Annotated in this window: 11 protein-coding genes; 10 read left to right on the top strand and 1 reads right to left on the bottom strand. The window is 63.8% G+C overall.

The window, feature by feature from the left end; all coding sequences use genetic code 11:
* Nucleotides 1-60: 60 nt before the first annotated feature.
* The 6 genes from AC1RRC_RS16535 (at nucleotide 61) to phbB (ending at nucleotide 8,398) form a co-directional block, all read left to right on the top strand.
* Nucleotides 61-2,889, top strand: coding sequence for a xanthine dehydrogenase family protein molybdopterin-binding subunit (locus tag AC1RRC_RS16535; protein ID WP_493056607.1), 2,829 nt, complete (start codon nucleotides 61-63; stop codon nucleotides 2,887-2,889).
* Nucleotides 2,886-3,437: a (2Fe-2S)-binding protein gene (locus AC1RRC_RS16530; RefSeq protein ID WP_493056606.1), complete on the top strand. Its 552-nt coding sequence runs from the start codon at nucleotides 2,886-2,888 to the stop codon at nucleotides 3,435-3,437. Before AC1RRC_RS16535 ends, AC1RRC_RS16530 begins: the two co-directional genes overlap by 4 nt.
* The gene (locus AC1RRC_RS16525; RefSeq protein ID WP_493056605.1) at nucleotides 3,434-4,696 is read left to right on the top strand and encodes a c-type cytochrome; all 1,263 of its coding nucleotides are present in this window, start codon (nucleotides 3,434-3,436) and stop codon (nucleotides 4,694-4,696) included. The genes AC1RRC_RS16530 and AC1RRC_RS16525 overlap by 4 nt, the downstream gene beginning before the upstream one ends.
* A 164-nt stretch (nucleotides 4,697-4,860) precedes the next feature.
* Entirely contained in the window at nucleotides 4,861-6,558 is a 1,698-nt protein-coding gene (locus AC1RRC_RS16520) for a wax ester/triacylglycerol synthase family O-acyltransferase (RefSeq protein ID WP_493056604.1), read from the top strand.
* Nucleotides 6,555-7,541, top strand: coding sequence for an alpha/beta hydrolase (locus AC1RRC_RS16515; protein ID WP_493056603.1), 987 nt, complete (start codon nucleotides 6,555-6,557; stop codon nucleotides 7,539-7,541). The genes AC1RRC_RS16520 and AC1RRC_RS16515 overlap by 4 nt, the downstream gene beginning before the upstream one ends.
* Before the next feature lie 134 nt (nucleotides 7,542-7,675).
* A complete protein-coding gene (gene phbB, locus AC1RRC_RS16510) occupies nucleotides 7,676-8,398 on the top strand; it encodes an acetoacetyl-CoA reductase (protein WP_493056602.1) in 723 nt (240 codons plus the stop codon).
* A 14-nt stretch (nucleotides 8,399-8,412) separates the two neighbouring features.
* Here phbB and ppc read toward each other — a convergent pair whose 3' ends face one another.
* Nucleotides 8,413-11,259 carry a phosphoenolpyruvate carboxylase gene (ppc, locus tag AC1RRC_RS16505; protein WP_493056601.1) on the bottom strand — a complete coding sequence of 949 codons (2,847 nt, stop codon included), beginning with the start codon at nucleotides 11,257-11,259 and terminating at the stop codon, nucleotides 8,413-8,415.
* A 94-nt stretch (nucleotides 11,260-11,353) separates the two neighbouring features.
* Here ppc and hemC point away from each other — a divergent pair, with 94 nt between their 5' ends.
* From hemC to AC1RRC_RS16485, 4 genes are read left to right on the top strand one after another with little or no spacing between them, the layout of a single operon-like run.
* On the top strand, nucleotides 11,354-12,400 hold the full coding sequence (gene hemC / locus AC1RRC_RS16500; RefSeq protein WP_493056600.1) for a hydroxymethylbilane synthase: 1,047 nt from the start codon (nucleotides 11,354-11,356) through the stop codon (nucleotides 12,398-12,400).
* A gap of 22 nt (nucleotides 12,401-12,422) precedes the next feature.
* Nucleotides 12,423-13,196, top strand: a complete 774-nt coding sequence (locus tag AC1RRC_RS16495) for a uroporphyrinogen-III synthase (RefSeq protein ID WP_493056599.1) — start codon at nucleotides 12,423-12,425, stop codon at nucleotides 13,194-13,196.
* Complete coding sequence (locus AC1RRC_RS16490) at nucleotides 13,193-14,392, top strand: uroporphyrinogen-III C-methyltransferase (protein ID WP_493056598.1); 1,200 nt, start codon at nucleotides 13,193-13,195, stop codon at nucleotides 14,390-14,392. The genes AC1RRC_RS16495 and AC1RRC_RS16490 overlap by 4 nt, the downstream gene beginning before the upstream one ends.
* Entirely contained in the window at nucleotides 14,393-15,589 is a 1,197-nt protein-coding gene (locus AC1RRC_RS16485) for a heme biosynthesis protein HemY (RefSeq protein ID WP_493056597.1), read from the top strand.
* Nucleotides 15,590-15,619 lie beyond the last annotated feature (30 nt).

Below are 15,619 nucleotides of genomic sequence, written 5' to 3'. Positions count from 1 at the left end.
TACATCCCGTGCATCCGGTACCACCAGGGAGTCCGTTTTCGAAAATGGGAGTATTTAACAATGAAGGTCGAACTTTCACGCCGCAATTTCCTGAAGGCGGGAATGGTTGCGGGTGTGGCGGTCTACGTCGCCCCGCTTGGGGGCAAGGCGTTTGCCGCCCTGTTTGAAGAAAAGATACTGACGCCGGTCGCCTGGGATCCCAAGAGCGCCACGGCGAAAGTGCGTATCGATGCCCTGGCCAAGGTCACGGGCGCGAAGGTATTCGCGCGCGACATCCGCGCCAAGGACATGCCGCATTGGCCGCAACAGCAGTCGCACGCCTTTATCCTGCGCACCACGCGTACGGACCGCGCGTATGCGGGGCTGGACCTGTCGCTGCTGGGCGAGGACCTGAAACCGGACCGTCTCGTCACAGCCGCCGACCTGGCGCGTGACGGCGTGGAATTCCCGGGCTTCTATGGCACCGACATGCTGCTGCCGGAAGGAAAAGGCGCGCATTACCTGGGCCACGCGGTGGCGATCCTGATTTACGACGATTTCGCCCGTTACCGCTTTGCCAAAGACAGGCTGCAATTCCAGGAATCCGTCATCCAGTACGGCGACGCCGTGCCGCTGCTCGAGCGTGACCCGTGGGGCACGTTCCGCTTCGTGCGCGTGGGCGGCGCCACCTCCGATGACGACGACAAGTTCTCCAGCCTGAAGAACGCGCCGGTGTTCCCGAGCGCGATGCGCAAGCAGCAGCCGGTCTGGCCGGACGGGATCGAGCACGGCAAACTGGGCGAGCAGGGCATGTATTTCGCCAACCAGATCAAGTCCGAACTGGACAATCCGCCGGCCGACTGGCTGGTGCTGGAGCGCACCTACAACACGCAATCGGTCGATACCGCCGCGCTGGAGCCGGACAACGCCAACTGCTGGTACGACGCCGACAAACAGGCGCTGCACATGGTGGTGGCGACCCAGGGCCCGCAGGAAGTCATCGAGGGCGTGCTGGAAATGTTCAAGAAGGCCACCAAATTCCCGGTCAAGCAGCTGTTCGTCCACCCGTGCTACACGGTGGGCTATGGCTCCAAGGACCACTACAACTTCCCGTTCTATGGCCTGGTGACGGCGCTGTACAGCAACGGCAAGCCGGTGCGCCTGGCGAACGACCGCTACGAGCAATTCCAGACCTCCATTAAACGCCACGCGTTCAAGATGGATTACCGCATCGCGGTCGACCGCAAGACCGGTTTGATGCAATCGTTCGCCGGTTACCTGGAAGCGAACGGCGGCGGCCGCTGCAACTTCTCGCCATCGGTGGCGATGGTGGCGGCGACGGCGGCCCAGTCGATTTACTACCTGCCGAAGAATGACTTCGCCGCCGTGGCCATCGCGTCGCGCGCGGTCGATGCCGGCTCGGCTCGTGGTTATGGCACCTTGCAGGCCATGGCGGCGACGGAAATGATGGTCGACGAATTCGCCGAACAGCTGAAGTTGGACCCGATCGAATTCCGGCTGAAAAATGCGCTGAAGAGCGGCATGAAAAACACCCAGGGCGCGATCCCTGCCGGCGCCGTGCGGGTCGATGAAGTTTTAACGAAGGCCAAGGCGCATCCGCTGTGGCTGGAGCGCGCCAAGAAAAAGGCCGCGTTTGAAGCGGCCAACCCGGGCAAGCGTTATGGCGTCGGCTTTGCCTGCTGCCAGAAAGACTTCGGCACCGGTGCGGAAAGCTCGTTTGCCCGCGTCGAGATCGATGCCGAGGGCAAGATCCGCCTGTGGCACAGCGGCACGGAAATCGGCACCGGCATGTCCACCTCGCAAGCGGTGGCGGTGGCCAAGTGGCTGCATTATCCGGCCGGTGAAATCCTCACGGCGGTCACCGACTGGACTGATTTGCCGGTGGAAACCAGCGGCAACCCGTACATCATGAGCCAGGCCGAGCAGGACAAGCTCAGCGCGAATCCGCGCTGGTCGAATGCCTATTGCTCGCCGGCGTCGGCCACCAACTCGGCCTTCTATTACACCCACACCACGCGCGAAGCGGCCCGCGTGGTCTTCATGCACGGCCTGTGGCCGGCGGCCATGGCGATCTGGAGCGCCGGCTACATGGGCGGCCAGGCGGCGTCGGTCACGATCCGCGTGGAAGATGCGCGCTGGGTCGATGGCAAGCTGACGGCCAATGGCCTGGAAGCGCTGCCGTATGAAACCGTGGTGAAAAAGGCGCATGAACTGGGCCTGGTGACCGGCGCTTCCGTGCACGCGTTCAACCGCTGGGCATGGACCGAAGCGGACTGGGAAATCAATGGCGCGAACACCCGCCTGCCGATCGACGCCTTGTCGGTGCGCTATGGTGATGGCGCTGCCGCCTCGAAAAAGGCGCAGTCCAACACCAAGGGCGGCTACCACGTCTTGAACCGCAAGAAAGTCTACATCCCGCCGGTGCAGCGTAACGGCGCGATGGTCACGTATTACAGTGCTGTCGGCACCCTGGTGGAGCTGGCAATCAGCGAAGGCAGCGGCAAGGTCGAGCTGCTCAGCCACCACTCCATCATGGAGTGCGGCAACATGCTGTCGCCACAACTGGTCTCGAGCCAGTTGCAGGGCGGCCTGGCGATGGGCATAGGCCACGCCCTGCATGAATACCTCCCGTTGTACGAGGACGGACCCGGCAATGGCACGTGGAACTTCAACCGTTACCACTTGCCGCGCGGAACCGATGTCGCGGTCTGGAAGCAGACCGCCGATATCCTGCCCGCGCTGTCGGACACCGATCCCCCGAAGGGCATTGCTGAAGTCGTGATGATCCCTGTCGTTGGCGCCATCGTCAACGGCATCGCCCACGCCATCGGCCATCGGTTCACCGATTTGCCTGTTACCCCGCAACGTATCCAGGAGGTGCTGGCATGAGCATCGTGACCAAACCCATTACCTTACATATCAACGGCAAGTCCGTCGGCCCGACCCCCGCCCCGGAAGGGCTGATGATGGTGGACTTCCTGCACGAATACTGCGACTTGACGGGTTCGCGCCTGGGCTGCGGCCAGGGCGTCTGCCATGCGTGCACCGTCATCCTGGACAAGCCGGATGGCACCAGCGAAGAAGTGCGCACCTGCGTCACGGGCGCACACTACTTCGAAGGCAAGAAAATCCGCACGGTCGAAGGCCATGCGCAGCGCAATGAAAAAGGCGAAGTCACCGGCGTATCGAGCATCCAGCAAAAGTTCATGGAGCATTTCAGCTTCCAGTGCGGCTATTGCACGCCGGGCTTCGTGACGGCGGCCACGGTCTTGATCGAACGCTTGAAAAAAGCGCCGATCGCGAAAGACCAGGTCGAAGACACCATCACCAAGGCGCTGAACCACCACATCTGCCGCTGCACCGGCTATGTGCGCTATTACGAAGCGGTCAAGGAAGTCGTGCTGTCGACGCCGGGGCTGGTCAAGGAGGCCAAATGATGAAGCCTTCTTACCTGGCCACCGCGTTGAGCGCGGTTGCCGGCGCCGCCATGCTGTTGCTGTCCGGTTGCGGCGGCAAAGGCGAAGGGGCTTCGGCACCCGCCGCCAACAACAAGGAAATGGTCGAGCGTGGCCGCTACCTGGCCAAGGCTGGCGATTGCGCGGCGTGCCACACGGCGCCATCGGGCTCGACCTATGCGGGCGGCGTCGAGCTGTCGTCCCCGTACGGCAAGTTCTACGGCACCAATATCACGCCGGACAAGGACCATGGCATCGGCACCTGGAGCCGTGACGATTTCTATAAAGCCCTGCATGACGGCAAGGCGCCCGGCAAGACGCTGTATCCGGCCATGCCGTACACGTCGTACCGTGGCTTGAGCCGTGAAGATTCCGACGCGCTGTACGCCTACTTCATGCAATTGAAGCCGGCGGCGGTGGCGAACAAGGAACCGGACTTGAAGTTCCCGTACAACATGCGCTTTGGCATGGGCATCTGGAACATGATGTTCTTGCAGGATAAATTGAGCGACGCGTCCACCGGCTCTTCCGCCGAATGGAAGCGCGGCCAGTATCTCACCAACACGCTGGGCCACTGCGCGGAATGCCATACGCCGCGCGGCGCGCTGGGCCAGATGGATTTGTCGCGCACCTTGACGGGCAACCGCATGGCGCGCATTGGCGCCACCGACATCACGCCGGCCGGCCTGTCCGCCGCCGGCTGGGCGCCGCAAGACATGCAAACCTTCCTGGCGACGGGTGTGGCGCCGCAAGGCTCCGCCACCGGGGAAATGTTCGAAGTGGTGCACATGAGCACCCAGCACATGAAGCCGGAAGATTTGAAAGCGATGACGACCTACCTGTTCGGCGACAAGCCGCTGCCGCCGCAAGCGCTGAAACCGGTGGCGCTGACGGGGGCCGACATCGACGCCGGCAAGCGCACTTATATCGCTGTCTGTGCAGGCTGTCACAGCCTGGACGGCGGCGGCAAGCCGCACGTGGCGGTTGCCATGAAGGGCAACACGTCCGTGCGCAATACCGACCCGCATAACCTGATCGCTGTAACGCTGGACGGCATCAAAGCCCAGCATTTCGGTGAGCAGGAATCGATGCAGGAAATGCCCGGCTTCGCGGGCAAACTCAGTGACAAGGAAGTGACGGACCTCGTCAACTTCCTGCGCGGCGGCTGGGGCGGTCAATCCGCCAAAGTCACCGAAGCGCAAGTCAGGGCGATCCGCGAGGAGGGTGGCGCGCACCACTGACGGTAGACATACACACGTAAGCACCACAGCCGGCCGCGGCTGCCCACATCGGCGCCTGATCGATCACCTGATCGGGCGCCGTGGACAGCTGCGGCCTTTTTACGTCTGCACGATGCCGTTTTGGGGTGCCTTTACTACCATGACGAAGAAGGAAATAACAAAAAATGGAACAACTGTCCGGCACCGACAGCCTGTTTTTATACCAGGAGAAGGGAAACAACTATAACCATGTCGCCGCGCTGGGAATTTACGACCCATCGACCGCACCCGGCGGCAAGGTCCGATTCAAGGATATCCTGGCGCACTTCCGCAGCCGCCTGGATGTCCATAAACTGTTCCGCCGCACGCTGGTGACGGTACCGCTGTCGCTCGACCGTCCGTACTGGATCGAGAATGGCGACATCGATATCGAGTACCACGTGCGTCACATCGCGCTGCCGCAGCCGGGGGACTGGCGCCAGCTGATGATCCAGGTGGCGCGCCTGCATTCGCGCCCGCTGGACCGTTCGCGGCCGCTGTGGGAAGCCTATGTGATCGAAGGACTGGATAATATCCCCGGATTGCCGCCGGGTTCGTTCGCGCTGTTCATCAAGCTGCACCACGCGTCCGTGGACGGCCAGACCGCCGGCAAGGTGCTCGGTGCGCTGCATTCGAACAGCCCGATGAAGGAAGCGCGCGACGTGTCGAACGTCATCATGCGCGACCGTGAACCGAATGCGATTGAAATGTACAGCCGCGCCGTGCCCCATGTGGTGTCGCGCGCCGCCAAGCTGGCGAAATTTACCCTGGGCCTGGGCCGTAAAGTCAGTGACATTGCGCTGAGCCGCGTGGGCGCCCTGCGCGAACCGTTGCCGATGCCGGAATTTATCAAGGCGCCGGTCACCCGTTTCAATGGCCTGATTTCCGCCAACCGCGTGGTGGAAGCGGTGCAATTCCCCCTGGAAGACATGAAGGCGATCCGCGCGCGCGTGCCGGGTTCCACCATCAATGATATTTTCCTGACCATCGTCGGTGGCGCGATGCGGCGCTACCTGCAAAGCAAGAATGAATTGCCGGAAGAGACCATGCAGGCGCTGATGCCGATCAGCCTGCGTACGGAAGGGCGCAAGGCGGCCGGCGGCAACGACGTCGGCGGCGCCAGCGTGCCGGTGCGCTCGGACATTGCCGCCCCCTTGGCGCGCCTGGAAGCCGTGTATGGCGGCGTGCGCCAGGTACAGGACGGCCTCGATACGCTGGGCCGCGATTTCCTGCAAAACGTATTTGAGTCGCTGCCGAACTACGTCACCGATATCTTCATGCGCCACGCGGTGCTGCCGCAATTTAACACCACCGTATCGAATGTGCGGGGGCCCGATAGTCCGTGGTACATCTCGGGTGCGCAACTGGTGCATTTCTATCCGGTGTCGGTGGCGATCAATGGCGTGGGGCTGAACCATACGTGCTTCAGCTATAACGGTTACATGTGGCTGTGCGCGGTGTCGTGCCGCAACATGATGCCGGATCCCGCATTCTATGCGGATTGCCTGCGCGCCAGCTTTGATGAATTGAAGGCGGCAGCCGCCGCACCGGCGCCAGCGCCGGTGGCGGAGAAAACGGCGGTGCTGCGCAAACCGCGTGCGGTGCGGGCGGACGAGGCCGCCGCAGTGGTGGTCGCCCAAGCCCGCAGCGGGGCTGTGCGTAAATCCGCAGGCAAGGCCATGCGCGCGGAGGATGCTGTGGCTGCTACGGATGCCAAGGCGAAAGCGCCACCGCGCAAGCGCGGCGTTACCACTGGCGCCAGGCCGAAGGCTGCCAAGGCAAGCAAGGCGCCGGAAGCGCCGTTGCAAGCCGAGGTGGCTGAACCAGCAACCGAGGCGGCATGATGCGGTCGGCTGCTGAACTGCAAGCGGTCACGCCCTATACGCGCGCCATTGCCCACCACGGTGGGCGCTGGCGGCGTTTCTGGCTGCACCTGGTCATGCGCCTGGTCGGCAAGAACATGATCAAACTGGACCCGGATGTGCCGCTCTTGCGTGCGCGCCAGCTGAAAATCGATGCGCGCGTGAATCGCCTACCGGAAGGGGTGCACCGCACTCGCGTCGATTGCAACGGGGTCCCGGCCGAATGGCTGGAAAGCCCCGGCAACCAGCCGCGGCGCGTGCTACTGTACCTGCACGGCGGCGCGTTCATGTTCCGCTTCCCCCATTCGCATGGCGCGCTGGTGGGCAACTGGTGCCGCCAGCTGGGCGCGCGGGCGCTGATGGTGCAATACCGCCTGGCGCCGGAACACCCGTTCCCGGCGGCCCCGGACGATTGCCACGCGGCGTACCGCTGGCTGCTGGCGCAGGGGTACCGCGCCGACGACATCGTCATCGCAGGCGACTCGGCGGGCGGCAACCTGGCGCTGGCGACCCTGCACCGGATCAAGGCGGCAGGCGAGCCAATGCCGCGTTGCGCCGTGCTGCTGTCGCCGTTCGTCGATGCGACCCTGAGCGGCGCCAGCATGCGCTACAACGCGCACTGCGACCCGATGTTTACCATCGAAGGCATGATGACGATCCGCAGCCTGTACGTGCAGCCGGAAAGTTATTTCGACCCCTCGGTGTCGCCGCTGTTCGCCGACTTCGCGGGCTTGCCGCCGATGCTGATCCAGGCCGGCGGCATCGAAATGCTGCGCGACGACAGCGTGCGGGTGGCCGAGCGGGCCCATGCGGCCGGTGTGCCGGTGCAGCTGGAAATCTGGGAACACATGCCGCACGTGTTCCAGGCGATCCCGCTGTTGCCGCAGGCTGCCGCCGCTTCCCAGCGGATCATGGCGTTTATTGCGGGACAGACCGGGTGGGGGAGGGCGGCTGGGAACGGTTGAATACCAGGCACAACTTGTGTCAGGAAAGCAACGAACAAAATAACCCGCCGTTGCGCAGTCCCGGGCTTGGGTGCATGCTGGGACGGCGTGTAGTCATGACAATCTTGCGGCGGTGGAATCGCCAGGGAGGGCATATGGCAAGGACAGCTTTGGTCACAGGTGGAACCCGGGGGCTGGGCGGGGCAATCAGCCTGGCCCTGCGCGATGCCGGGTATCGCGTGGCGGCGGTGTATCACAAGGATGCGGAGGCGGCGCAAGCGTTTGCGGCAGAACATGGCGTGGCCGTGTTTCAGTGGGACGTGGCGGACTGGCAAGCCTGTGTGGAAGGTGTGGCGGCGGTGGAGAAAGAACTGGGACCAGTGGACGTGCTGGTGAACAATGCCGGGGTGACCCGCGACGCCGCGTTGCACAAGATGACGCCTGACCAATGGAACACGGTATTGCTGACCAACCTGGGCAGCCTGTTCAACATGTCGCGCCAGGTCATCAACGGCATGCGCGAACGGGGCTTTGGCCGCATCGTCAACATCAGTTCCGTCAATGGCGAGCGTGGCCAGGCCGGCCAGTGCAACTATGCTGCCGCGAAAGCGGGCGTGCTGGGCTTTACGCGCGCGCTGGCGCTGGAAAACGCGCGCAAGAACATCACGGTCAACGCCGTCGCCCCGGGTTATTGTGATACCGCCATGGTGGCGGCGGTGCCGGCCGATGTGCTGCAGACCATCGTCGCCGGCATTCCCGCCGGGCGGCTCGGCACGCCGGAAGACATTGCCCGGGTGGTGGCCTTCCTGGTGGCCGATGGCAGCGCCTATATTACCGGCGCCACCATCGATGCCAACGGCGGCTTGTACATGGGGTAGACCGCTGCGGCTGGTTACCCCGTGTTGCGCAACCCGGCCGCCACGCCGTTGATCGACAAATGGATGCCCCGGTGCACCCGCGCATCGACCTTGCCCGGTTCATGCGCCACGGAACGGTGGCGCTTGATCAGCTCGACCTGCAAGTGGTTGAGCGGATCGAGGTAAGCGAAGCGGTTCTGGATCGAGCGGGCCAGCAGCGGGTTGCCGGCCAGGCGGTCGGTGTTGCCGGTGATCGCCTGCAGGCACGCCAAGGTGTCCGCATGTTCCTGTGTGATGCGCTTGAAGATGCGGGTGCGCAGTTCGTCGTCCTGCACCAGCTGCGCATAGCGCGAAGCGATGGCGAGGTCGGTCTTGGCCAGCACCATGTCCATGTTCGACAGCAGGGTGGCGAAGAATGGCCAGTGCTGGTACATGTCCCGCAACTGATTCAAACGCTCATCCCGGTCGCCCTCATTGCCACTCTCCCGCACCCAGCCGCCGATCGCGCTGCCAAAGCCATACCAGCCCGGTAACAGCAAACGGCACTGGCCCCACGAAAAGCCCCACGGAATCGCCCGTAAATCCTCAATCCGGCGCGTGGCCTTGCGCGACGCGGGACGCGAACCGAGGTTCAATTCCGCGATTTCCGCGATCGGCGTGGCGGCAAAGAAGTAATCCGTGAAGCCCGGGGTTTCGTACACGAGGTCGCGATAGGCGCGGTAAGCGCGGTCGGAAATGTCCGCCATCACGGCTTCGAAGCCCGCCAGCTGCGTGGTTTGCGCCGCATCGGTCGGCGGTGGCAGCAGGCTTGCTTCCAGGGTGGCGGCCACCAGCAACTCCAGGTTGCGCCGGCCGATTTCCGCATTGGAGAATTTCGACGCGATGATTTCGCCCTGTTCCGTCAGGCGGATCTGGCCGTTAACAGTACCCTTCGGCTGCGCCAGGATCGCTTCATACGACGGGCCGCCGCCACGGCCGACCGTGCCGCCACGGCCATGGAACAGCCGCAGTTTGACGCCGGCCTGGGCAAACACGTCCACCAGCCCCACTTCGGCCTTGTACAGTTCCCAGTTCGAGGTCAGGAAACCGCCATCCTTGTTGGAATCAGAATAGCCCAGCATGACTTCCTGCTGTTCGCCTTGCTGTGCAATCAGCTGGCGCACCAGCGGGATCGCCATCAGGTTTTCCATGATGCCGGCCGCGCGCTGCAAGTCGGGGATGGTTTCAAACAGCGGGATCACCATCAGGTCCAGGTGCGCCGCGCCATCGCGGGTCCGGCGCAGCAAGCCGCTTTCCTGTTGCAGCACCAGCACTTCCAGCAAGTCCGACACGGTTTCCGTGTGCGAAATGATGTAGTTGCGGATGGCGCGCGCGCCATAGCGCTGGCGGATGTCGCGCGCGGCGGACAGGATCGCCAGTTCCGACACCGTCTGTTCCGAATAATCGATGTACGGTGAATACAGCAGGCGTGGTTGCGCCAGTTCCGCCAGCAGCAGTTTGACTTTGTCGTCTTCGTCCATGGCCGCGTAATCGGCCACCACGCCGGCGCGGGAAAACAGTTCGGCCAGCACCCGTTCGTGGACATCGGACGACTGGCGCATGTCCAGCGACGCCAAGTGGAAGCCAAAGATATCGGCGGCCCGCTTCAAGGTGGTCAGGCGCGGCCGGGTCATCACGCCGGCATGGTTGGCGTTGAGCGAATCAATCAATACCTGCAAGTCGGCGGAGAATTCCGCCGGACAGGCGTAGGGTTCCGCGTGGCCGACTTCCTTGCGCAGGATATTGGTGGCCCCCAAGGCGCGCGCGGTGCCGGCCAGGCGGGCATAAATGCCGATCAGCGCGCGGCGGTACGGTTCGTCGGCGCGGTGGTCGGTCTGGTCGGGCGAGGCCTCGGCCAGCGCCTGCAATGCCGGCGTGCACTGGACCATCAAGGTGGAAATCGACAGTTCCGCCCCCAGGGTATGGCATTCATCGAGATAAAAATCGACGATGGTGGACGCCTGGCGCTCCAGTGCAAAGCGCATGGTGGCGGCGTTGACGTTCGGGTTGCCGTCGCGGTCGCCGCCGATCCAGCTGCCCATCTGCATGTACGGCGCGTCGATCGCGGCAGGGGTGCCTTCGTGGCCGTATTGCAGCGCGATGTCGGTCTCGATATCGTCGTACATGGCCGGCAATTCGCGCAGGAACGTGATGCGGTAGTACGACAGCGCGTTTTCGATTTCATCGGCCACCGTCAGCTTGGTGTAGCGCAGCATACGGGTTTGCCACAGGGTCGAGACCTTGGCGCGCAGCAGGTGCATGTTGGCGGCGCGCTCTTTCGGCGTCAGCGGCAAGTCGCGCTCGGCCAGCAGGCGGGCGATTTCATGTTCCGCGTCGAGGATGGACTTGCGCTGGACTTCGGTCGGGTGCGCTGTCAGCACGGGCGAAATCAGCGCATCCTGGAAGAAGCCCGCCACGGCCGATTCGTCGACCCCGGCCTTGTGCAGTTTATCGAGCGCGAACGACACGGAACCCTGCTGCGGCCTCGAGCCGGCCAGCAAGTGCGCGCGGCGGCGGCGGATATGGTGCTGGTCTTCCGCGATATTGGCCAGGTGCGAAAAATACGAAAACGCGCGCACCACGGAAATCGTCTGGTCGCGCGTGAGGATTTTCAGCATGCCGTCCAGTTCCTTGGCGGCGCCGGCATCGGCTTCGCGGCGGAACCGCACGGCGGTTTGCCGGATGGTTTCCACCACCGAGAATACTTCCTCGCCTTCCTGTTCGCGCAGCACGTCGCCCAGCAGGCGGCCCAGCAGGCGGATGTCTTCTTTCAACGGGGCGTCCTTGTCCTGGCCCGCCGCGTTGTTTCCCAAAACGTTCAATGCATTCTCTGGTGTGACCATAATATACGCCGCAAAGTATGTTGGATAACGGGCGAAGCTGGATAAGCCCCGGGTCTGTTATGGATGGCGCATGCTAAAATTTGTGGTCTCAGGCATGTCTGCAGATTGTGATAACACCCCTATCGCGAAAGATCAGGTTTTGAATACTTCCGAATTGGCTCCACAGGTTCCATCCAAACTCATCATCGCTTCGCGCGAAAGCCGTCTTGCCATGTGGCAGGCCGAGCATGTGCGCGCTCGCTTATCTGAATTATATCCGCAGTGTGATATCCAAATCCTCGGTATGACTACGCGGGGCGACCAGATTTTGGACCGCGCCTTGTCCAAGGTTGGCGGCAAGGGACTGTTTGTCAAGGAACTGGAAGTGGCGATGGCCGAAGGGCGGGCCGACCTGGCCGTGCATTCGCTGAAAGATGTGCCGATGGAATTGCCGGAAGGCTTTACGCTGGCCGCGGTACTGGAGCGTGAAGACCCGCGCGATGCGTTTGTGTCCAATGATTACGCGTCGCTGGATGACTTGCCGGCCGGCGCCGTGGTCGGCACCAGCAGCCTGCGCCGCCAGTCGCTGATCGCGGCGCGCTATCCGCACCTCATCATTAAACCGCTGCGCGGCAACCTCGATACCCGCCTGGGCAAACTGGACCGAGGCGATTACGCCGCCATCATCCTGGCGGCGGCGGGCCTGAAACGCCTGGGCTTGCCGCAGCGTATCCGCGCCTTGCTGGACCCGGAAGCGAGCCTGCCGGCCGCCGGCCAGGGCGCGATGGCGATTGAAATCGCCCAGCGTCATGACGGCCTGGACTTGATGGCCATCCTGGCGCCGCTGAACCACGTGCCGACCGCGCAAGCGGTGACGGCCGAACGCAAGGTGTCGAAAGTGTTTGGCGGCAGTTGCCAGGTGCCGCTGGCGGCGTTCGCCACGGTGGTTGATGGCGACATGCATTTGCGCGCGATGGTGGCCACGCCCGATGGCAAGCGCAAGGCCAGCGCGGAAGTGCGCGGACCGGCCGCCACGGCGGAAGACCTGGGCGTGCAAGTGTCGGAACTGCTGCGCCAGCAAGATGCGGTCGATATCCTGTCGGTGTGCCTGGCCGAAGCGGCCGCGGCGGACAATTCGCCGAACCAGGCTCCAGGCGCCTGAGCCCGGACCCGCCGCAGCACGGATGCCCGGTCCCGTCGTCATCACCCGTCCCCTGGCGCAGGCGCAGCCGCTGGCTGAGCGCGTGAGCGCGCTCGGCTTGCCGGTGGAAGTGTTGCCGCTGCTGGAAATCGCCCCTTTGCCGGACCCGGCGCCCCTGCAAGCCGTGCTGGCGCGGCTGGCGGACTTCGACCTGGTGGCCTTCGTGTCGCCCAACGCGATCGACGCGGCGTTTCATTTTCTCCCCGCATGGCCAGCTGGCGTGGCCGTTGCCGTGGTCGGGGAGGGCAGCAAGCTGGCGTTGGCCGCCCATGGCGTCACCGACGCCACCGCGCGCATCCACATGCCCGCCGACAGCGCCCACAGCGACACCGAACATTTATTGGCCGCGATGGATTTACAGGCGCTGCGTGGCGCCAAGGTCTTGATCGTGCGCGGCGAAAGCGGCCGCGAACTGATGGGCGACGCATTCCGCGCGGCCGGCGCCGATGTCACCGTGGTGGCAGCCTACCGGCGCGGTGTGCCGCCGCTGACCGCCGCGCTGGCGCGGCGCCTGCAAGCCTTGCTGGCGGGGCCCGCCACCTGGCTGATCACCAGTTCGGAAGCGCTGCGCGGGCTGGTGGCGCTGGTGCGGCAATTGCCCGATGCCGATGCGCTCGTTGCAAAATTGCAACATCAAGAATTGATCGTCCCCCATGCCAGGATTGCCGAAACAGCAACTTCGCTGGGATTTCACTCTATAACGCTAACAGCTTCAGGCGACGAACGCCTGCTCGCCGCGTTACAATCACGCCCATGAACGATTTGCCTACTATTCCAGACTCCGCAGCGGAGTCCGCACCTGCCAAGCCGGCCCCGGACAATTCCGCGCCGCAAGCTGCCGCGCCGGTGACGCCGCCGCCTTCCACGCCACCCGCACCACCGGCTTCGCCCGCGAAGAACGAGATGCATCGCCCGCTGGTGATTGCCGTCGTCGCGCTGGGCGTGCTGCTGGCGGCGCAAACCTGGTCGTCGCACAACCAGGTGCGCAAGCTGCGCGAAGAAATGGCGCGCCGCTTGCAGCAGGGCGACATCGTCAATACGGAAACCGGCAAGGTGGTGCGCGGCGTGCAGGATGGCACCCGCGAATTGCAGATCAAGGTCGGCATGCTGGAAAACAAGCAGGTCGAAGCGCAAAGCCAGCAACTGGCGCTGGAACAGCTGTACCAGGATTTATCGAAAAACCGCGATGAATGGGCGCTGGCGGAAATCGAACAAGTGCTGTCCACCGCCAGCCAGCAGCTGCAACTGGCCGGCAACGTGCCGGGCGCGCTGATCGCGCTGCAAAACGCGGACCGCAGCCTGTCCCGCTCGGACAAGCCGCAATTCATCACGATCCGCCGCGCGATCGCGAAAGATACGGAAAAACTCAAGGCGCTGCCGAGCGTCGATACCGTGGGCCTGGCCGTGCGCCTCGATAACGTGATGGCGCAAGTCGACACGCTGCCGATGCTGGCCGATGAAAAGCCGACCCTGCCGGCACAGCCGGACCGGAAAGCCAAAGCGCCCGCCAAACCGGCCGTGAAAGGCGCAAAAGGCGGCAAGGATGCGCCGCCGGCCGAAGAAGGCTCGCCATGGCTGGCGCAGGCGCGCGACGTGTGGGATGAGTGGAGCAGCGACATGTGGACCGACGTGCGCCAGCTGATCCGCGTGCGCAGCGTGGAAACGCCGGACGCGCTGATGCTGTCGCCGACCCAGGCCTACTTCCTGCGCGAAAACTTGAAACTGCGCCTGCTCAATGCGCGCATGGCGCTGTTGTCGCGCAATGAGGCGGCGTTCCGCAGCGACTTGATTGCCGCGCAAGACGCGCTGACGCGTTATTTCGATACCCGCGCCAAGACCACGCAATCGGTCCAGGCGCTGCTGCGCCAGGTGCAAAACAGCAACCTGGCGATCGAAATGCCGACATTGGCCGACAGCCTGAATGCCGTCCGCAATTACAAGGCGAAACCGTAAATGCGCTTATTCCTCTGGTTACTCGCGCTGATGGCCGCGGCCATCGGCATCGCCGTGACAGCCCGTTTCAATCCGGGCAATGTGGTGCTGTTTTATCCGCCATACCGTATCGACCTGTCGCTGAACCTGTTCCTGCTGATGCTGGCGGCGCTGTTCGGGTTCCTGTATCTGATCATTGGCGCTTTCCGTAGCACCATGCAAATGCCGGAACGGGTCGCCGCTTACCGCCAGCGCAAGCGTGAACGCGACGGCAACAAGGGCTTGCGCGATGCGCTGAAAGCACTGTTCGAAGGCCGTTTCGGCCATGCTGAAAAGGCCGCGCTGCGCGCCTCGGAATTACCGGAAAACGCTGGTGTGGCCGCGCTGATCGGCGCCCGCGCCGCGCACCGCATGCGCCAGAACCAGCGCCGCGACAATTGGCTGGCGACGATTTCCGCCGATTCCGCGATGAAGACCGCGCGCCTGATGACGATCACGGAATTGCTGGTCGACGACCATCAGCCGGAAGCGGCGCTGGAAGCCGTGCGGGAATTGAACGCGTCCGGCACCCGCCACATCCACGCGCTGCAATGGTCGCTGAAAGCGCAGCAGCAAGCCAAGAACTGGCCCGAAGTGCTGCGCCTCGTGAAATCGCTGGACAAGCACAAGGCGCTGCACCCGGCATTGTCGGCGCGCTTGCGTGAACTGGCTTACCAGGATTTGCTGTCGGACGGTTCGCACGATGCGGAATCGATCTTGCGGGTGTGGTCCACCATTCCATCCAACGACCGCACCAAGGCTTTCGTTGCCTGCCGCGCGGCCAGCGCCATGAATGAGCGCGGCCTGCATGACCAGGCGCGCGTGGTGGCGGAAGAAGCGCTGGCGTCGAACTGGGACGAGCGTGTGATCCGCGCCTACCGTGACGCGGCGGCACCGGCCGGTTCGCAAGCCTTGCTGACGCAAATCGAGCATTGCGAAAAATGGGTGCAGGAGCGTCCGACCGATGCGGAACTGGCGCTGACCCTGGGGTCGCTGTGCCTGAAACAGAAATTGTGGGGAAAGGCGCAGCGCTACCTGGAACAGGCTTTGTCGGACGCCTCTGAGCCGCGCATGGTGCGCGAATCGCACCTGAAGCTGGCGCAGCTGCATGAAGCGCTGCAGCAGCCGGAAGAAGCAGCCAATCACTATCGCCAGTGCGCGCTGGCGACGGTGCTGTAAACCTCGGCAGCCCAGAGGCCTGTCAACCGG

It is taken from the genome of Pseudoduganella sp. GW821-FHT12E03, from assembly GCF_058807115.1.
This window is presented reverse-complemented; position numbering and strand designations above follow the sequence as displayed.